Raw genomic sequence first — 19,126 nt, 5'->3', positions numbered from 1 at the left:
GTGCCCTTCAGGTTTCGCCGGTGGTCTCGGTGACCCGGATCAGAGCGCTGAAACCCTCTATATCCAGGGGGCGGCTAAGGAAGTAGCCTTGGCCCTCATCGCAGAGTACGGACCGCAACAATTCGAGATGCTCTGGCGTTTCTATCCCCTCGGCTGTCACGGTCAGAGAAAGCGCGTGACCCAGCCCGACGATCGCTTCGATCACAGGCCGGTCGTCCTCGGTAGCGGTCAACCGAGACAAAAAGCTGCGGTCGATCTTCAGCCCGTCGAACGGGAAAGTGCGCAGGTAGCTCAGTGATGAATACCCGGTGCCGAAGTCATCCATGGCGATACGAATGCCCAGGCGTTTCAGCGTTCGCATGATCTCCAGCGCACCGGGCGCATCGTCCAACATGACGTTTTCAGTGATTTCAAGTTCTACCCGACCCGGCTCGATTCGCGACTGCTGCACGGCCCGTTGCACACGCTCAACCAGACTGCCGCGCTTGAACTCGGACGGAGACAGGTTGACCGACACGAACAACTGATCAGGCCAGGTTGAGGCGTACTGAAAAGCGGTCTCCATGACCCAGTTGCTCAATGCCAGGATCAAGCCGGTTTCTTCAGCGATCGGAATGAACGTGTCAGGGGGGATCAAGCCACGCTCCGGGTGCTGCCAACGAACCAACGCTTCAGCGCCCACCATTTTCCCATCGGCAATGCGAAAGCGCGGCTGAAAATGCAAGCGCAGCTCGCTATGCTTGATCGCGAAACGCAGGTCACTCTCCAGGCGACGGCGCTCGACAATCTTCGAGTTCATGTCGCCGGCATAAAATCGCCATGTGTTCCGCCCTCCCGACTTGGCCTCGTACAGCGCGATATCGGCGTAGCGAAGTAACTCGGTGGCTTCGGTGGCGTCCGTGGGCGCCATCGCGATACCGATACTCGCACCGACGAAGACCTCCTGCTCGCCGATCCGAATCGGACTTTCGATCGATTCAATCAGGCGCTGACAGAGCATTTCTACTTCGTCTTGACCCTTGAGGTCCGTCAATATCAGTACGAATTCGTCGCCGCCGATACGCGCGACCAGATCCCCATGGCGAACACGGTTGGCCAGCCGACTGGAGATTTCGTTCAATACCGCATCGCCTGCAGCGTGGCCCAGCAGATCATTCACCGATTTGAATCGGTCGAGGTCCAGACTGAGCATGACCAGCGGCCGCTCGGCTGTGGGTCGCGTCTTGAGCTTGCCATCGAGGAACTCTCTGAGCCGGGTTCTGTTTGGCAGTCCCGTGAGTGAGTCGTGTTGAGACAGAAATTCGATGCGCCGACGGGACTCGACTTCTTCCGTGACATCTGTCGCAGTGCCGCGAAATCCCTGGTCGGCCATCGCCCGGGCAGACAAGCGGGTAATGCGCTCCTGCCCTTGGGTGTCCACGTATCGGCACTGAACGCTGATGTCCGGCCGTCGATTGGGGATGCTCAGCCACTGACTCACTGTGCCCAGTTCCGTGCACAGCAGTTGATCCATGGGTGCGCCGAGCCACTCGGGCCGGGTCAGACCGGTCACACTTTCGAATCGCTCAGACAAGTACGTAAAGCGGCCCGCATGGTCGATCTCCCAGATCCAATCGGAACTGGCTTCGACGACGTCCCGAAAGCGTGCCTCGCTGATCGCCAGCGCCGACTGGCTGCTTTGCAAAGACTGGTAACTGGCATCCAGCGCCCGGGCGCTCGCCGTCGTGCGACGCAATATCGCCCACGCCATCAGGCACACCAGCAACGCGGCAATACCGATCAAGGGCAAGCCGAGGCCAAGCAGGCGTTCGCCCGGTTTCGGCGGATTCCAGTGCAAGCTCCCCGCCACCCCGTTTTCACCCAACACGAAGACCGACGGCCCGTTAAGTTCGGCGGCCGTGGCGATGCGCAACTCATCCACGCCGTAATCTTTGCCCAGCGTGCCCAACCTGTCGTCTCCGAGGATGTCGACGAAGATCAATACCGAAGGCGGCCCGTCATCCGGTGTCACGGTCGGGTCTGTGCCGGGGGTGATCGCTGCAGCCCCCACCAGCGCGGGTCGACCGTCGATGTTGGCGAACAGGGTCGTAGGGGTTTCGGCTTCAGCGCCCGCCCGCGCTTGAGTCAAGAGGTCGGGAAGCCCGTGCTTCAGCCAAGTGGAAGCGTCGACCGACGACAGCTGCCCATCGACGACGGAATACGCGGTGTGGTCAGCGGCGTCGACGACGAATATGCCCCTGAATCCAAAGTCGGCATAAAGCGTGGGCCCGACGTTTTGCCGCACGTAGGCCCAATCGGTATCGATCCTAGTGTGCAGATGCTTATAGGCATCGCCCCAAAACGCATAATCCTTGACCGTGGCGGCTATGGATTTTTCGAGGGCTCGCACGGCTTTCTGGGTATAAAACGCGCTTTCGGTTTCCTCGTTGCGATCCAGGTCATGGGCCAGATACAGCACCAGATAACCGGCAAGGAGAAACACCCCCGTCAGCAGGCCGACGAATTTGAGCACAGAGGCCCGAATGATGCTCACACTTGAGCGGCGCGGCACTGGGCTGGCGATGGCGGTGGAAGGTTCAGGCATAAAGGATCATCGCTAGACACTGACGTAAGGTTGTCGTCAGGCTATCGGCCGCGCCGTGGCGATTATTAGGGGACAGGATGGATAGCCGCAAAATGTGCCAGTGCAGGAATGCTTGAACAAGAGGTGAATCGATCCTCGCCTACGGCGCAGCAAATTGCTCGTAGTCCAGCGAAATCCCGTCACTGGCCGGGTAGCTGACGTACACCACGATATCGTCACTGGTGGCCACGATTGCGTACGGCCATTTTCCGTTCGCCTTCCTCATTTCCTGATACAGCGGAAGGAAATAGTCTTTGGTCTGTCCCGTCGGATCGTACGGCACCTCCCCGGTGAACACCGGGTAGTGACCGCCGTTGCACAGCTGAACCCGTTCCAGCTTGATGTCATGTTTCTCCAAGACAGCGCGGGCCGGGTGCTGCCATGTCCCGAGGTCCACATCGTGACAGTCCGTCGCCTTGCTGCTGAACAGTTCAGTGTCTTTCAGGGCCGGGAGCGCAGCAGCGAGGGAAGGCAGGATCAATAAAAAGAGGGGGAAAAAACGCATCGCGTGGGACGCTCTTGATCGTTGAGACGAGCAGTGTAGAGGTTTCCGTGCGCAGGCGACTATTGAAGACGCGCGGATGAGGCATCGTGCGGATTGCCGAACCGCTCAACCTGCCCGGGAAGCCAGTAAAGTCCAACCTGCGCACGCTCCACCTGACGGACTGATCGCCTGCCGGGCGGCGTTTGCGTAATCGGTGTCAGCCGGATCAGAGCTCAGGGCAAACTGACTGCAACCAGTCCAGGAACGCGCGCAGATGCGCAGGTTTATCGGCATCGAGCGGCACCATCGCATGGTATTTAGAGCCCGGGACGCAGAGGGAGGGAAATGGCTGCGCGAGGCGACCGTTCACGCACTCGATGGCCAATGTCGGAAAGGGCCCGATACCAAATCCCAAGCCGTCCATCACCGCTTGTAACGTGACGAAATAGTGATCGAAGCGAAGCATCCTGTTGGCCCTGAGCGCTGAATGATGGGTCGCGCGCGTCCACGCTTCCCAGTCGCCAGGCCGAGTCTCGGTGGTCAGCCACGTCTCTTCGGCCAATTGCTCGACGTCGATGATCCCTCGGCGTGCGAGGAGTGACGGGCTGGCAATGATCGTGTTGGTTTCGCTGAACAACGGGAGCACCTGGTACTGCCCCGCGTTCAAGGGTTCCCTCCGTATGGCGACGTCGAAACTTCCGCTCAGCATCGGCTGCGTGGACAGCACGGTCGAAACCCTCACGTCGATGCCAGGGCATCGCTCGGCGAACGCGTTTAAGTGCGGAATGAGCCAGCGCATCGCGAATGTCGCGGGCGCACTGACGCGAATAACCTTCAGCTGTTGGCTCTTGCCGTAGCGTTCGGCCGCATCCGAGATGTGATCGAACGCAGCGCTGATCTCTCTCGCAAGCGCACGTGCGTGGGAAGACGCGACCATGCTCTGCCCCTCCCGCACAAAAAGTGGCTGGCCAAGCCAATCCTCCAGAACAGCGATCTGTCGGCTCACCGCCCCGTGGGTCAAATTGAGTTCTTTGGAAGCCGCGGTGTAGCTGCCCGCTCGAGCGGCGACCTCAAAGATTTTAAGCGCATGCAGAGGCGGCAGTTTCTGTCTCATGTGTGAGTCTCGCGCACAGGGTTCGATACTTTAATTCGATTGTGTGAGGAGAGCACGCATTTTACGGTGACTTCACGCATCTCTGAAACCTGAAGTGCGTTCAGGCGCAGCGGTTATCCAGGCGCCATTTTAAAAAACCCACTATAGGCCTGACCATGACACAGACCATCACCGTCAATTCGCGAGATTATCGTCTGCCCACGACCCCAACTATCGTCATTTGCGTTGACGGGTGCGAGCAGGAATACATTAACCAGGCCATACAGTCCGGCCATGCTCCCTTTCTTGCCGAGTTGGCGAATTTCGGAACCGTATTGACGGGCGACTGCGTGATTCCGTCTTTCACGAATCCCAATAACTTGTCCATCGTGACGGGAGCGCCGCCTTCGGTTCACGGGATCTGCGGCAATTTCTTCTTTGATCTGGACACTCAAGAAGAAGTGCTCATGAACGATGCCAAATACTTGCGTGCACCTACTGTACTGGCCGAGATGGCGAAGGCCGGTCAGCGAGTGGCAGTCGTGACGGCAAAAGACAAGTTACGCAGTCTTCTCGGACATCGCTTGGAAGGCATTTGTTTTTCGGCTGAAAAAGCCGACCAGGTCAACCTTGAGGAGCACGGCATCGAAGGCATTGTGGAGCGGGTTGGCATGCCGGTGCCTTCGGTCTATAGCGCACAACTTTCAGAGTTCGTATTTGCGGCGGGCCTCGCCCTCTTGACCAAAGAACGGCCGGACTTCATGTACCTTTCCACCACTGACTACGTGCAGCATAAGCACGCACCTGGAACACCCGAAGCGAATCAGTTCTACGCAATGATGGACAGTTATTTCAAACGCTATCACGACGAAGGTGCTGTCGTTGCCATCACTGCCGATCATGGGATGAATGCAAAGACCGACGCCATTGGGCGACCCAATATTTTGTATTTGCAAGACCTGCTCGATGCACATTTTGGATCTGAAGAAGCGCGAGTACTCCTGCCCATCACTGACCCTTATGTCGTCCACCACGGCGCGCTGGGATCGTTCGCCACCGTGTATGTCAGAAATGCCGACCGCCATGAAGCGTTGGCAGCGTTTCTGTCTTCCATCTCCGGGGTTGAGCAAGTGCTGACACGTGCCCAAGCCTGCGAAAGATTCGAACTGCCAGGGGACCGGATTGGCGATCTGGTGGTCGTGGGAGAGCGCCTGACTGTGCTGGGGACCGCCGCCGACAAACACGATTTGACGGGATTGACTGTACCGCTTCGTTCCCACGGCGGCGTATCCGAGCAGAAAGTACCGTTGATCTTCAATCGCCGCCTGACGGGACTTGTCAAGAAAGGACGTCTGCGCAACTTCGACATCATCGACCTCGCCTTGAACCACCTTGCGTAACAGCAAAACAATGAGGGGCGCCGTCCGGATTGCAGGCCGCCCCTTCGCCTAAAAAAAGGTTAGCGCCGCGAATACGGCGCGCCGCCCGGAGACAGGCATGACAATAAAAACCGTTGATCCCCTGGACTATTCCTCTTCAAACCGCCGCGCAACTTACGACCGCTACAAATGGCGCGCCCTGATGGGTGTGACGTTCTGTTATTTGTTTTATTACACCGGCCGTCAGACATTGGGTTTCGCCGTTCCTGGCTTGCAGCATGATTATGGGTTGTCGAAGTACGAGATTGGCTGGATCAGCGCAACGATGTTGTGGTGCTACGCCAGCGGGCAATTTATCAACGGTAATCTGGGGGACAAACTGGGCGGCAAACGCATGATGATCGCCGGCGTTATCTTGTCGCTTGCGGCGAACTGGTTATTCAGTTTTGGTCACTCTTTCTGGTTTTTCATGCTGGCCTGGGGCGCCAATGGTTACTTCCAATCCATGGGCTTTGCGCCAGGCAGTCGATTGTTGTCCAACTGGTGGGGGCATCAGCATCGCGGTTTTGTCTATGGCATCTATGTCGGCTTCTCAGGCTTCTCCTCTGTCCTCGCTTTTATATTGCCCATCATTATTTTGGGTGCGATGAACCTGGATTGGATCTGGATATTCAGACTGGCGCCGCTCACGATGTTAGTGGGCGCGCTGGTGCTGTGGCTGTTCGTTTCCGAACGTCCCGAAGATACGTTGTCAGAACAGGCCGAAGACAGTCTTTCGAACAACTTGTCCGTGGCACCGGAGGAAGCATTAAGCAGCGCCGACCGCTACGTCATGGTGTTGCGAAACTGGAAGCTCTACATCACGGGGTTGGCAATCGGCTTTCAGAATGCGGCGCGCTATGCATTGGTGGTTTGGGTGCCTGTCCACTTTCTGGGGCTTGACTGGAAAACGTCTTCAGCCGTCATCGACCCCAAGTGGATAACGGTGGCGTTACCCATCGGCATGGCCCTGGGCGCGCTGTCCAATAGCTGGATTTCCGATACCGTGTTCAATGGGCGCCGCTATCTGGCAATCGTCTCCTACATGGTGCTCGCGTCAATAACCGCCATCGTCATGATGTTCATCCCCCATGGCAGCGTGTTGGCCATTGCGTTGTTATTCGCCTGCGGTTTCTTCGTCTTTGGCCCTGCCTCTTCGTTCTGGGCGCTGTGTCCTGATATTTTCGGCCGAAGCGCCGCTGGAACGGCTACCGGAGTACTCAACACCGCATCCTATGTATTCGCTGGCATTGGTGAGCCGATTATCGGGCATCTGATCGATGCCAGTGGCGACACATCGATCATCTTTCCCATCGTGGCCGGGTTGTGCTCTGCAAGTGCGGTGTTGTCGCTCCTGATCAAACGCTAAATAACCACCGTGTCATCGAAAACATCGACCTTTTCCGGTGATGACCAGCGCCCTGGCGGCCGCTTCGCACCCCGCAGGGCATGGGCCCTGCGGGGGTTCTGCGGATCACCCCGGTTCGCCCTCCGCCAAGGCCGCGATGAGGTGGGTGACCAGTGCGCGCACCTTGGCAGAGGGTTTCGGGCCGGAAGGAAAGACGGCAAACGCCTTCAATGGCTCGATGTCGTAGTCCGGCAACAACTGCACGAGACGGCCTTCGCGCAGGAGTTTTTCGGCCAAGACCGTGGTGGCGTCTTCAAGGTCAGCCGCCGCCTCGCGCCCCCCGGGAGAAACTTCCGGACTTGGCCACTCGCGTAAAAACCTTACTGATTGATGATAGGCCGTCATGACTTCGATGACCGTTGAGGCGTCGTTGCTCAACCACGCGGCTGCTACTTTCACCTCCTCGTTTGCGCCCGTCCTCCTGACCGGGCGTTACCAAGGAGAACATCATGAGCACTCAACCTGCTGCCTTGATCATCGGGGCTTCACGCGGACTTGGCCTGGCCCTCGCAGAAGAATATCTGTCTCGTGGATGGCACGTCGTCGCAACCACCCGTCGTCCATCTGAAAGCCTCAACGACCTCGAAAAACGCTTCGGCGCTTGCCTCGAAATCGAACAGGTCGATGTTGTGGATCTCGACGCCGTTCAGGCGCTGCATCGTCGTCAACAAGGTCGAATTCTGGACGTGTTGTTCGTCAACGCGGGTATCTGCAAAGCCAATGCGCTGACGCCGTTGCAGGTGTCAGAAAAAGACTATCTGGACATGCTGTTGACCAACGCGTTGAGCCCCATGCGCGTCATCGAGATCTTCCATGACAACGTCAAACACAACGGGGTCCTCGCGGTGATGTCTTCTGAATTGGGCAGCATCACGCAAAGTACCGGCTTTTGGGAACTCTACAGCTCCAGCAAGGCAGCACTGAACATGCTGATGAAGAGCTTCCATGCGCGTCACCCACACGACAGCCGCGCACTTCTTCTGGTTGCACCAGGTTGGGTTCGCACGGACATGGGCACCGAGAGCGCATCGTTGGAGGTGTCGGAGAGCATCCCTCTGGTCGTGGACGTCGTGGCCCGAAACGCGGGGAAACCCGGCCTTCGCTTCACCGACCGCCATGGGACCGAGCTGCCCTGGTAAGTGAACGCCACTCGCCGACTGCGGTTTCAGAAGCCGCTCGGCGCTCAGGACAACGTTATTGGCCCACCACTTTATCGGCGAGCGCTGCAAGCTTGCGGTCCAGCACGGCAGCGGCCTCATGAAGCGGCGGGTTGGCGTCCACCACTATCAGCGACGACGGCTTCACATAGAGCAGACTGCTGGTATTGCCAGGCTCTTCGAGCAGCAACATCTCGACCGGGGCAAACAGTCCTGCTTGCGAGTCGTGTTTGAGCATCGTGATCGCGATCAACGGATTACCCAGGATCACCCTGACCGCTCGGCGGGAAAGCCCTGCCTTGCGCGTCCAGGCGCCGTGGTCGACGAGACCGAACAGCATGAAACCACTCGGCCCTTCGAGCTGTTGCAGATGATCACGAAAAGCCTCCCACGTCTCGTGGCGTGCGGTTATTTCGTCCATGTTCACCGGCGTGTGGCCGATGTCTTCAAGAAGTGAATGGAGCACAGACTCGAACGCTCTGGAGGACGTCAATCGTACGAGTGTACCTTGGAACGGCTGTTCGGTGATGTGCATGGGACGCTCTCGAAAATAAATGTGGTACTGGTAGAGATTACAGTCCTCATATAGAGTTCAATGCCTAGGGTGCAGGGATTTTGTCTTGTCTGCGCCCTAGCGGGTGACAAGGGATAAACAGCGCATCGCTATCCTTTCCGCGCTTTACCCCATCCGGCCCAGCCGCTAATGTGGCGCCACCGCAGTCAAAGCTTCGCCAAACGATCCCAAGGACGGCTTCAGCAAGTATCTCAGCGTCCTGAATGCTGCCCGCCCTCTCCGATCATGGTTGCCTCCTGGGCAAGCTCGCTCTGCATCCGCCTTTTACCTATCTCAATGGATGAATGACATGACGGTTCAATCTCCCGCCAGCAGGCCTTTGACAGTCAACGAAAGGAAGCTCGTACAGGATTGGATACTGGAACTTGTGCCCGGAGACGGAGCAGCGGTCGGTAACAAGACACTCAAACAGCGGCTAGAGCAAAAAGCAGAGCTGCATGACTTTTCCGTTGCCGACGATGACTATTGGTCAATCCGAGACGAACTGGTCGTAAACGGTCTGCTGCAAAAAGGCAGCGGTCGGGGCGGCTCGGTATTTCGCTTCGACCGCAGTTGGAAGGCTGACACTCATCACTCATCCATAAATGAGTCGTCCAACTGGGAAGACCTGGATGAGCCCAGCAGCAACAGTCCGGAAAGTCTGGAAAAACTGCGCAGCCGCCTTCTGGATCTCAGCGCACGAAACCGGCTTCTGAATTTCTCGCATGCTCGTTCCAAGCGGTTTGCGCGGATTATCGATGAACTCCCTGACCATCTTTTTGAAACGCTGACGACCGAACAGGTCATGCGATTCGCGCCGGTTCCGGAGCCTACAGAACGCCAGTTGATCGAACGGGGTTATCTCAAGTACGACGAACACACTGGCAGTGTCACTGAACTCAAGAAACCACCCACGGCAGAAGTCTGGGCACAGACCCTGGGCATGCAGATCGACTATGAACTGCCAACGGGATCAGCGGTGCCCGGCGCAAAACATACCGACGATGCCATTCAAACGCTGTATTACCCAACCGAGCTGGAATCAAGGCTTCAGATTCTGCATGCACAGTCACGCTTATCGCTTGAGGAAACAGGGGCCAATATCCTTTACCTGGCGCTCGGATTTCTTGAGTGGGATGAGTCGATTGCCGGCAAGAACAGTACGCGTCTTGCCCCGCTGATGCTGTTACCTGTTCGCTTGGAGAAAGGAAAACTCAATCCTAAAACAGCAACGTTCGACTACGAACTTCTGTATACCGGCGAGGACATCCTCACCAACCTGTCTTTGAGAGAGAAGCTGCGCCGAGACTTTGGTATCGCATTGCCGCGCATTGCCGAAGACCTGCTGCCAGAGGAATATTTTGCACGCGTACGGGACACCGTTCTCGAAGTGAAACCCGATTGGAAACTGCACCGCTTCGCCTCCTTGGGTTTATTTGAATTCGGCAAGCTGATGATGTACCTGGATCTTGAACCCGGTAAAAACCACGTACTACTCCAGAGCAGCCTGGTGCAGCGACTGATTGGCTTGGCAAACACTGAACCAAGTGAGTCTGGTGCCGGTGGATTCATCAGTGAGCATGCTATCGACGAGCTCAAGGACGTGCATCATCACTACCCTCTGATTGACGACGCGGACAGCTCACAGCACAGCGCATTGGTGGACGTCATGCGCGGCGAAGATCTTGTCATCGAAGGTCCACCTGGCACTGGCAAGTCCCAGACGATCACCAATATGATCTCCGCCGCCATGGCGCAAGGTAAAAAAGTGCTCTTCGTTGCGGAAAAGCGTGCTGCATTGGAGGTGGTCAAAAACAGACTCACGCGTGCGGGCTTGGGTGAGTTCTGCCTGGAACTTCATAGCCACAAGAGTCAAAAGAGCGCAGTGGCGTCAAGCATTGGGCAGCGGATCAGTAATCGAGGCAGCTACCGTCAACCTGCTCAACTGAACGACTTGATCAACAACTACGAGCGCTTGAAACAGCAGTTGAATGATCATGTCCGGCACCTGCACAGCGTCCACGACAATACCCGCCTTACGGCTCACCAGATTCTGATGCACGCCACGCGTTTACGTGAAAATCTAATCATCCGCCCTGCTGACTATCACCCGTCTCATGGAAAGGATCTGGATAAGAATCAGGTTCAGGAGCAAGCGGGTTACTTTGCCCACGTCTATACAAAAACGGCTGAAGAGGCCGGCAATAACGGCCAGCTCGAAACCCGCCCGTGGTTCGGGTGCACAAAGACGCAAATAACCGGGCTTGAAAGGTCGGAGATTCTGCGTCAACTGAAACATGCCATCGATGCACTGGATAAGCTAAGCGAAATTCGAGCGCAGACCTCGAACAATCTTCAAGCCGCTGACGTGGTGTCATTCTCGCCTGCATCCATCGAGCAGTTGGCAAGTGCACTGTTGGCAATGCCAATGCCCAGAGGGGACGAAGACTGGGACTTGATCAGCCGACTCGACTCAGCCAGCTGTGAAGCCCTGCAGAACTGGCTGGAAAGCATGGATCACCTGATGGAGCAGCAAACCGCCCTGAGCCAGGCCTTGCACCCCAGCGTCATCGGCTCCCAAAAGGCTTTGGAGCTGATTAAAGGGTCCTGCGCGCGAATCCGGCAGCACAACGACAATAGCGAATTGAAACTGGATGATTTGCTGGAGCTGATTCAAGAAGCTCAAGAGCTCGTTGATGAAGCCCCGAAAGCCCAATTGTTGATTCAGACCATCGCGAAAACGTCCGCTACCCTGTCGCTCAAAACAGATAAGCATGGCATCGAACAGTTGGGGGTCCTGCTCGATCTCCTGTTGAAAATGCCCATTGCCTTGGCGACATGGCGCCACAAGCGCTTCGAAGAGGCTTCGCTCGACAGGGTTTTACCCGACCTCAGTGAACTCATCACCCACATCAACCAGTCCGGAGAAAGGTCCGCTAGCGTTTTCACGCTTGAGCGACTTCCAGAGCACACCCGCCTGGAAGATTTGCAACGGGTGCTTTCCGACGAATCGATCTTCCGCTGGTTCAAGGGCGGGTGGCGCGCCGCCAAAGCAGAAGTGCTCGGAATGGTGCGACCAGGCATCAAGCTCAAATCAGCCCTTCACGTCATGCCCGATGCAATTGCGTACAAACTCAACCGTACTCGCCTGGCAACCAACCCGGTTTATCGAGAGACGCTGGGAGAGCACTTCAGAGACTTGGATACCAGAACAACGGACCTGATCGTCCTGCGCAACTGGTACCGAGAACTGCGAGACAAGTGTGGTCGTGGCTTCGGAGGCAACGTATGGATAGCCGAGTACCTGTTAAAAGAAAGCACTGAAGTATTGGAACACCTGCTTGTTGATGCCGAAGAACTCACAGAATACTTTGCAGATGTGCTGTCCCACCGCACTGAATTCGAAAGTCTGCTGCCCTTGGACAATCACTTGTTGAAGTCCGAGGACTTGCTCGCCCCCAACGGCCTTTATATGCGGCTTATAAAAGAGGTGGGGGCCGCAGTCGATGCGCTTCTCCCGCTTATCAGTGAACAGGCGCCCACCACCGGCCGAATCATGGGCCTCGCGCAGTCCGTCGAGAATTGGCAAGAACGTGCGTCGGCCCTTGAGGTCAACGCCGGGTTGCTCGCGTGCCTCAACGGAGAAGAGCTTCCGCGCTTCGACAATTTGGCTGAAGCGCGTCACCGCCTGATCGCCTGGCGTCACACCGTCTCGTTCGTCCGCCCAATCATGTCACTGCCGATCAGGCATCTCTTGGTGCGACAGCTCTCGGCCTGCACCACCAAGCAGGCAGAACAACTGGTGGGCAGTTGGAACGACCTGAGCCGGACGCTGAGCGGTACGCTGCAAACATGGGAACAGGCCGTGACCTCCTTCATCACCAGCGCCGAAATTCATCCGGCTCACTGGTGGAAAAACGTTGATCAAGGTGACCTCATCGCTCTCGGTCAACGCCTGCACTGGGCCGCGCAAAATGAGGAACTGCTCGAACACTGGCTTGAATACCGTCGCCTGCGCCAGCGACTCGCCGACCTGGGATTCGAAGCGGTGATAGTCGCGGTCGAAAACCAGACCCTACCGGCAGGTAGGGCCACAGACGCCTGCTTGCTGGGCTTGATGGACCTCTGGGCCAAACAGGTCCTTGAAAACAATCCGGCACTGGGGCAGTTCTCTGGCAAAGATCAAGAAGCCATACGCGCGCGCTTCGCCGAAATAGACAACCAACTCACCCGGCTACAGCGTGAGCAACTGGCGGCCAAAATTGATCAGCACAAGGTTCCGGAAGGCAACAACTCCGGCAAGGTCAAGGATCGTACGCAGCTTGCATTGCTGAAACACGAGGCTGGCAAGAAAACGCGTCACGAGTCCATTCGCTCGCTGATGATGCGTGCTCCAGAGGCACTGCAAGGGTTGAAACCGTGCTTCATGATGTCGCCCATGGCAGTCGCTCAGTATCTGCCTGCAGGCAAGGTGCATTTCGACATCATCGTCATGGACGAGGCATCGCAGATGCGGCCGGAAGAGGCGTTGGGCGCCATCTCCCGGGGCAGCCAGCTGGTCGTCGTCGGGGACCCCAAACAGCTGCCCCCTACGAGCTTCTTCTCCCGCCAGGGCGGCGATGATGACGAAGACAGCAATGAAACCTCTCTGGCGCAGGATTCGGAGAGCATCCTCGAAGCCGCCATGCCACTGTTCAAGTTGCGCCGTCTACGTTGGCACTACCGTTCGCGCCACGAAAGCCTGATCGCTTTTTCCAACAAAGCGTTCTACGACAGCAATCTGGTGGTGTACCCATCACCTCATCGCGAATCGACTGAGTTCGGCGTGAAATTTGTGCGGGTGCCACGCGGGCGCTTCGTTGAACAGCGCAACATTGAAGAAGCAGAGATTGTCGCCAAAGCCATCGAGCATCATCTGCTGCACCGCGCCGAAGAGTCGCTTGGCGTCGTTGCCATGAACGTCAAGCAGGCGGAACAGATCGATCGCGCCGTAGAGCAGCTCGCCAAGCAGAATCCGGCGCTGCAAGAGGCGCTCAGTCGTAACAAGGAAATCGACGAACCCTTGTTCATCAAAAACCTGGAGAACGTCCAGGGTGATGAGCGGGACGTCATATATATATCCACCACCTACGGCCCGATGGAAATCGGCGGCGGTGTGCCGCAGCGTTTTGGTCCGATCAACGGCGCAGATGGCTGGCGTCGCCTGAACGTACTGTTTACCCGTTCCAAGAAGCGAATGCAGGTGTTCGCTTCCTTCACGGCTGGCGATGTTCTGGCGACGGGCACATCCAGCCGTGGCGTTCTTGCCCTGCGCGACTTCCTGCACTTTGCAGAATCCGGCCAGATGCCGCATATACGCGAGACGGGCAAGGCGTCCGACAGCGATTTCGAAGTCGCTGTCATCGAAGCGCTGGAGCGTCATGGCTATCAGTGCGAGCCTCAGGTGGGGGTCGCAGGTTTCTTCATCGATCTGGCTGTTCGCGACCCAGGCCAGCCTGGCCGTTACTTGATGGGCATCGAATGCGACGGGGCTGCCTATCACTCCGCCAAATCAGCCCGCGACCGCGACCGCCTGCGTCAGAGCGTGCTTGAACAACTCGGCTGGCGCATTCGCCGTATCTGGTCAGTGGACTGGTTTCGCAATGCCAAGCTGCAAATCGAACAGATCCTCCAGGAACTGGCCAGCCTGCGCACCGAACCGGCCATGGAGCCCGAATCGGGTCAAGCTGAAGAGCAAATCATCCAGCAGGTCGCCGAAGAACAGAGTCAACACGCTGAACGCATCACCCAAGAGGGAGACACGACGCTCCGCGAGAAACTGCTCTACCTCGACCTGCACATCATCCGTCCGGCCCTCCCCGGCACACCGGACAACCGGCGCCTGCTCCGCCCTGCGATGCTTGAGGCCCTGCTGGAGTTCAAACCGGCCGACCGAAGCGAATTTCAACAGCTGCTGCCGGGCTACCTTCGAGAAGGCACCGACCCTGTCGAGGGGCGGTTTATCGACGATGTACTGACGCTCATGGGTGACTATGCATAAGGGGCTTCACAGCATGTTTCGGGTACGGGGAACTGTACCCTCGCTCAACAGTTTTCATGCTTGTAGCTAACTCATGACCGCTTCCGTCTTGTGACCGCTCCCGACGGTGGGCAGCTTTGCGTTGAAAGCGGTCCTTCGATACCTGACGGCGAGCGGCCAGAAGCTGATGTCAGAAATCTTAATAAAATCCATGAGGCATATGTGAGCGAATGGACTTCATATTAGATGCGGTCATCAACCGCGTGGCGCATCGGATGGGCGTGTTTGCACTGAGCTTGCTGACGGGTGGTCGCTTCAAAGGAGAATGTGGTCTTGCATGGGGCTTGGCCCTCGCCGTAGGCAGCTTGATAGTGCTCGCTCCTTTCGCAGCTACGTTAGTCTGGTACATCTACCACAGCGGTCGATAATGAGCGTCAGCTTCGGATCGAAAGCGACCTTTCCGAAGATCGAGTCAAAGCCGCAACCCCATTTGCCTCCCTTTCGCACCCAAATACGCGGCCCGCGAACCCAACCCGGATTATTTTCCACCTCCGATGGAATAAACCCTCCCGGCAAGCGTTTTACCTGTGCGCGGACATCAACCGTCCTTCGCACCACGCCATTCACGCGTGGCCACGGTCCCTAATCATAAAAAAGGATTTCCCATGTTGAACAAGATCATCTTCTCGGCGGCACTCGTCCTCACCTGCGCCTCCTCAATGGCTTTCGCGGCCAGCCCCGCTTCGGTCGCCGACACGAGCAACGGCAAGGTGCTGGCGGATGCGAAAGGCATGACGCTGTACACCTTCACCAAAGACAGTGCCGGCAAATCCGCATGCAACGGCGATTGTGCCAAGGCATGGCCACCGTTGGCGGCGGGTGCGGACGCGAAGGCTGACGGCAAGTACAGCGTCGTGACACGCGATGACGGTACCCACCAATGGGCTTACAACGGCATGCCGCTGTACACCTGGAGCAAGGACAGCAAGCCGGGCGACACGACCGGCGAAGGCTTCAAGGATGTGTGGCACGTCGCGAAGCCATAAGCCGTGGTGTGACGGGTTGCCGGGTCGCCACGGCAACCCGGCCTACCCTGCTAACTGACTCGCCCACGCGCCAACCGCTCTTCCAGCGCTTCGCCATGGTCAACTCAACACCCGACTTCCATCGACGGCGCGCCTGTTCGCGACGGGGCGAGAACTGCGAGTCAGGGGCTTGATGCCCTGAGTGGGTGCATCAAACCGCTTTGACTTCGCCCCCATCCATTCGCAACGCTGACCCGGTTAGCCAACGTGCCGAAGGCGCAACCACGAAGGCCAGGAGGTCCGCGATTTCCTTCGGCTCGCCGAATCGGGCAATGCCGGCGTTTTGCGGAAACTTGACGGTCGCCTCTTCAACGCTCATCCCGTTCGCTGGCGCCCACTTCTCCAGAAACGACTGTCTGCGTCCGGTCATCACAGGGCCTGGCAGCACACTGTTCACTTGCACGCCGTCCTGAATGCCTCGATCCGCAAACGCCTTGGCCAAGGCAACGATGGCGGCGTTGAGGGTCGCCACGGCGGCATACGCCGACTTGGGGGCTTCAGCCGAATTACCTGACATCAGGACTACCGCGCCGTTGGACGCCTTCAACGCGGGCCAAGCGGCCAGTGTCATACGTCTCGCTCCGTGCAACTTGAGCTCGGCACCCTGATGCCATTGCTCATCGGTCATGTCGAACAGATCGATCTGAGGCACGGCGCCCGCGATGTTCAGCAAGGCATCGATTCGGCCATACGCCGCCAGCACCTGCGCAACGACATCAGCAGGTACGCCCGGCGCCGCAATGTCGGCCGCGATGAGCCGTGATTCGGCCCCCGCCGCTTCAACGTGCCTCGCGGTTTCTTCAAGGTTTTCACGGTTGCGCGCCACCAGCACGATTGCGTCGAAATCCTTCGCCAACCGGATCGCCGTCGCGCGACCGATTCCCTGACTTGCCCCTGTGACGATTGCAACGGACTTGACCATGGCAGTTTCCTGTTTCGAAGAAAGAATTGAAAGGATCATCCGATGATGACAAGCGTCTTGCTGGCGTCTTCATTGCCGATCGACATTAGGCCACCCCTCACCCGACCATAACCTCATCGGCATGATCGAGAAGGTTGCTTACCAAATCATAACCTGTCAAAAAAACTTTTACAGGTTACTATTTTAGTGCGCACAAATCGACAATAAGGCCGTAAATCTGGACCTTAAAAATATAGCATCGATAGTTAACTCCACAAAAAAATCCTTATCGATCGTTTTTTAGAGGTTACTTAATTTCCACTCTACCGAAGATCACAGGGCTCACGATGCCGGGGCTGACGCATGGCCGGTCGGCGTCTGAACTCGCGTCCGTGTCAAAAAAGCACGCATGACATCTCAATTTCCAGCGCGCAAAAACGCGACCGCGAGCGTTATCTCGCCTCAACGCCGCCGTTCAATGGCAAAATCCCCCGACTGAAACGTTATGGAGAACCCGATGCTTCGCGCATTCGAACGATGGCTCGACCCTTTCCCACCCGACGAAGTACCGCCGCCACCGGACGGTCTGGTGCGGTTTTTGTGGGCCTGCACCCGTGGCGCTCGCGGTTACGTGCTCGCCCTTGCCCTGCTCAGCGCCGGGGTGTCGATCTACGAGGCCTGGCTGTTTTCCTTTCTGGGTCAGGTGGTGGACCTGTTGTCCTCCTGGAAGAACGGCGGAGACGCCGCGGTCGCGCAGGAAACCCGCGTGCTCTGGGGGATCGGCATTGTGCTGGTGACCAGCGTCGGTCTGGTGGCTTTGCGCACGATGGTGCAGCACCAGGTGCTGGCGATTAACTTGCCGCTGCGGCTGCGCTGGGACTTCCACCGCTTGATGCTGCGGCAAAGCCTGTCGTTTTTTTCTGACGAGTTCTCGGGCCGGGTCACCACCAAGGTGATGCAGACTGCCCTGGCCGTGCGCGAAGTGCTGTTCACCCTGATCGAAATCGCCCCCGGCATCGGCGTGTATTTCATCGCGATCATTGCGTTGGCCGGGGGCTTCGCGCTGAAGCTGATGCTGCCTTTCATTGCCTGGATCGTGCTGTTTGGCCTGGCGATGTGGTACTTCGTGCCGCGTCTGGGCAAGGTCGGGCAGGAACAGGCCCATGCACGTTCGTCGATGACCGGGCGCATCTCCGACGCGTACACCAACATCACCACCGTGAAGCTGTTTTCTCACTCCAAGCGTGAGGCGCACTTCGCCCGCGCTGCGATGGAAGACTTCAAGCACACGGGCTTTCGCCAGATGCGTCTGGTGAGCCAATTCGAGATCGTCAATCAGGCGCTGGTGGTCGGGTTGATCTTCGGCGCCGGTGGCTACGCGCTGTGGCTCTGGCACCAGGGGGATGTCGGTGCGGGTGCAGTGGCGGCGATCACGGCCATGGCCTTGCGCATCAATGGCATGTCCCACTGGATCATGTGGCAGATGACCTCGCTGTTCGAGAGCATCGGCACCGTGCAGGACGGCATGACCACCTTCACGCGCGGCCCCAAGGTGCAGGACGCGCCCGACGCAGGCGTGTTGACGACCTCCGGTGGCGCCGTCACCTTCGACAACGTGAGCTTTAACTACAACGGCGAACGCCAGGTGCTCGACGGCTTGAGCCTGAGCATTCGTGCGGGTGAAAAGATCGGCCTGGTGGGTCGTTCCGGCGCCGGCAAATCCACGCTGATCAACTTGCTGCTGCGCTTCTATGACGTGGACAAAGGCCAGATTCACATCGACGGCCAAGACATCGCCCACGTCACTCAGGACAGCCTGCGCAGCGCCATCGGCATGGTCACGCAGGACACCTCGCTGTTGCACCGCTCCATCCGCGACAACATCGCCTACGGCCGGCCCGACGCCGCCGACGAGCACGTCTATGAAGCCGCCCGCATGGCCCAGGCCGATGGGTTTATCCGTCAGTTGAGCGACAAGCAAGGCCACTCTGGCTACGACACCCTGGTCGGCGAACGCGGCATCAAGCTGTCGGGCGGACAGCGTCAGCGGGTGGCGATTGCGCGGGTGATGTTGAAGAACGCGCCCATCTTGCTGCTGGACGAAGCCACCAGCGCGCTGGATTCAGAAGTCGAGGTCGCCATTCAGGAAAGCCTCGATGAAATGATGCAAGGCAAGACCGTGATCGCCATCGCCCACCGGCTGTCCACCATCGCGGCGATGGATCGGCTGATCGTCATGGATGAAGGCCGGATCATTGAACAAGGCACTCACGCCGAATTGCTCGAAAAAAACGGCACCTACGCACGGCTCTGGCAGCACCAGAGCGGCGGGTTTCTGGGGGAAGATCAGGGGGTGGCCGAGGCGATGGAATAGCAGCGGGCGCC

Annotated in this window: 12 protein-coding genes; 6 read left to right on the top strand and 6 right to left on the bottom strand. The window is 57.9% G+C overall.

Annotated features, from left to right (window positions below):
• Window positions 1-7: 7 nt before the first annotated feature.
• The 3 genes from ACWKWE_RS00645 to ACWKWE_RS00635 all read right to left on the bottom strand — a co-directional run bounded on the left by ACWKWE_RS00645 (window position 8) and on the right by ACWKWE_RS00635 (window position 4,221).
• Entirely contained in the window at window positions 8-2,584 is a 2,577-nt protein-coding gene (locus ACWKWE_RS00645; protein WP_483849268.1) for a bifunctional diguanylate cyclase/phosphodiesterase, read from the bottom strand.
• 139 nt (window positions 2,585-2,723) lie between these two features.
• Entirely contained in the window at window positions 2,724-3,128 is a 405-nt protein-coding gene (locus tag ACWKWE_RS00640) for a hypothetical protein (RefSeq protein WP_483849267.1), read from the bottom strand.
• A gap of 205 nt (window positions 3,129-3,333) precedes the next feature.
• Window positions 3,334-4,221: a LysR substrate-binding domain-containing protein gene (locus ACWKWE_RS00635; protein WP_483849266.1), complete on the bottom strand. Its 888-nt coding sequence runs from the start codon at window positions 4,219-4,221 to the stop codon at window positions 3,334-3,336.
• A gap of 155 nt (window positions 4,222-4,376) precedes the next feature.
• Between ACWKWE_RS00635 and phnA the strand changes: the two genes are divergently transcribed.
• Both phnA and ACWKWE_RS00625 read left to right on the top strand, forming a co-directional pair.
• Window positions 4,377-5,600 carry a phosphonoacetate hydrolase gene (gene phnA / locus ACWKWE_RS00630; RefSeq protein ID WP_483849265.1) on the top strand — a complete coding sequence of 408 codons (1,224 nt, stop codon included), beginning with the start codon at window positions 4,377-4,379 and terminating at the stop codon, window positions 5,598-5,600.
• A gap of 97 nt (window positions 5,601-5,697) precedes the next feature.
• Window positions 5,698-6,987, top strand: a complete 1,290-nt coding sequence (locus ACWKWE_RS00625) for an MFS transporter (RefSeq protein WP_483849264.1) — start codon at window positions 5,698-5,700, stop codon at window positions 6,985-6,987.
• A gap of 105 nt (window positions 6,988-7,092) precedes the next feature.
• Here the strand turns inward: ACWKWE_RS00625 and ACWKWE_RS00620 are convergent, their stop codons facing one another.
• Window positions 7,093-7,425: a hypothetical protein gene (locus ACWKWE_RS00620; protein WP_483849263.1), complete on the bottom strand. Its 333-nt coding sequence runs from the start codon at window positions 7,423-7,425 to the stop codon at window positions 7,093-7,095.
• A gap of 50 nt (window positions 7,426-7,475) precedes the next feature.
• On the opposite strand from ACWKWE_RS00620, the gene ACWKWE_RS00615 reads away from it, so the two are divergent.
• Window positions 7,476-8,165 (top strand): SDR family NAD(P)-dependent oxidoreductase, encoded by a 690-nt coding sequence (locus ACWKWE_RS00615; protein ID WP_483849262.1) that lies wholly within the window; start codon window positions 7,476-7,478, stop codon window positions 8,163-8,165.
• 55 nt (window positions 8,166-8,220) lie between these two features.
• On the opposite strand, the gene ACWKWE_RS00610 is transcribed toward ACWKWE_RS00615, so the two are convergent.
• On the bottom strand, window positions 8,221-8,718 hold the full coding sequence (locus ACWKWE_RS00610; RefSeq protein WP_483849261.1) for a DUF302 domain-containing protein: 498 nt from the start codon (window positions 8,716-8,718) through the stop codon (window positions 8,221-8,223).
• A gap of 328 nt (window positions 8,719-9,046) precedes the next feature.
• On the opposite strand from ACWKWE_RS00610, the gene hhe reads away from it, so the two are divergent.
• Window positions 9,047-14,776: a DUF4011 domain-containing anti-phage protein Hhe gene (hhe, locus tag ACWKWE_RS00605; RefSeq protein ID WP_483849260.1), complete on the top strand. Its 5,730-nt coding sequence runs from the start codon at window positions 9,047-9,049 to the stop codon at window positions 14,774-14,776.
• Between the two features lie 644 nt (window positions 14,777-15,420).
• Window positions 15,421-15,801: a COG4315 family predicted lipoprotein gene (locus tag ACWKWE_RS00600; RefSeq protein ID WP_483849259.1), complete on the top strand. Its 381-nt coding sequence runs from the start codon at window positions 15,421-15,423 to the stop codon at window positions 15,799-15,801.
• Window positions 15,802-15,991: 190 nt separating this feature from the next.
• Here ACWKWE_RS00600 and ACWKWE_RS00595 read toward each other — a convergent pair whose 3' ends face one another.
• Window positions 15,992-16,762 carry an SDR family oxidoreductase gene (locus ACWKWE_RS00595; protein WP_483849258.1) on the bottom strand — a complete coding sequence of 257 codons (771 nt, stop codon included), beginning with the start codon at window positions 16,760-16,762 and terminating at the stop codon, window positions 15,992-15,994.
• Between the two features lie 496 nt (window positions 16,763-17,258).
• On the opposite strand from ACWKWE_RS00595, the gene ACWKWE_RS00590 reads away from it, so the two are divergent.
• Window positions 17,259-19,115, top strand: coding sequence for an ABC transporter ATP-binding protein (locus tag ACWKWE_RS00590; RefSeq protein ID WP_483849257.1), 1,857 nt, complete (start codon window positions 17,259-17,261; stop codon window positions 19,113-19,115).
• Window positions 19,116-19,126: the final 11 nt, after the last annotated feature.

The sequence above is a fragment of the Pseudomonas salicis genome, assembly GCF_057128705.1.
This window is presented reverse-complemented; position numbering and strand designations above follow the sequence as displayed.

Bases quoted from the DNA above. Each gene is read 5' to 3' on its own strand.
- ACWKWE_RS00615 (WP_483849262.1), top strand. From the start codon at position 7,476: ATGAGCACTCAACCTGCTGCCTTGATCATCGGGGCTTCACGCGGACTT.
- ACWKWE_RS00640 (WP_483849267.1), bottom strand. From the start codon at position 3,128: ATGCGTTTTTTCCCCCTCTTTTTATTGATCCTGCCTTCCCTCGCTGCT.
- ACWKWE_RS00600 (WP_483849259.1), top strand. From the start codon at position 15,421: ATGTTGAACAAGATCATCTTCTCGGCGGCACTCGTCCTCACCTGCGCC.
- ACWKWE_RS00610 (WP_483849261.1), bottom strand. From the start codon at position 8,718: ATGCACATCACCGAACAGCCGTTCCAAGGTACACTCGTACGATTGACG.
- ACWKWE_RS00625 (WP_483849264.1), top strand. From the start codon at position 5,698: ATGACAATAAAAACCGTTGATCCCCTGGACTATTCCTCTTCAAACCGC.
- ACWKWE_RS00590 (WP_483849257.1), top strand. From the start codon at position 17,259: ATGCTTCGCGCATTCGAACGATGGCTCGACCCTTTCCCACCCGACGAA.
- phnA (WP_483849265.1), top strand. From the start codon at position 4,377: ATGACACAGACCATCACCGTCAATTCGCGAGATTATCGTCTGCCCACG.
- hhe (WP_483849260.1), top strand. From the start codon at position 9,047: ATGACGGTTCAATCTCCCGCCAGCAGGCCTTTGACAGTCAACGAAAGG.
- ACWKWE_RS00645 (WP_483849268.1), bottom strand. From the start codon at position 2,584: ATGCCTGAACCTTCCACCGCCATCGCCAGCCCAGTGCCGCGCCGCTCA.
- ACWKWE_RS00635 (WP_483849266.1), bottom strand. From the start codon at position 4,221: ATGAGACAGAAACTGCCGCCTCTGCATGCGCTTAAAATCTTTGAGGTC.
- ACWKWE_RS00595 (WP_483849258.1), bottom strand. From the start codon at position 16,762: ATGGTCAAGTCCGTTGCAATCGTCACAGGGGCAAGTCAGGGAATCGGT.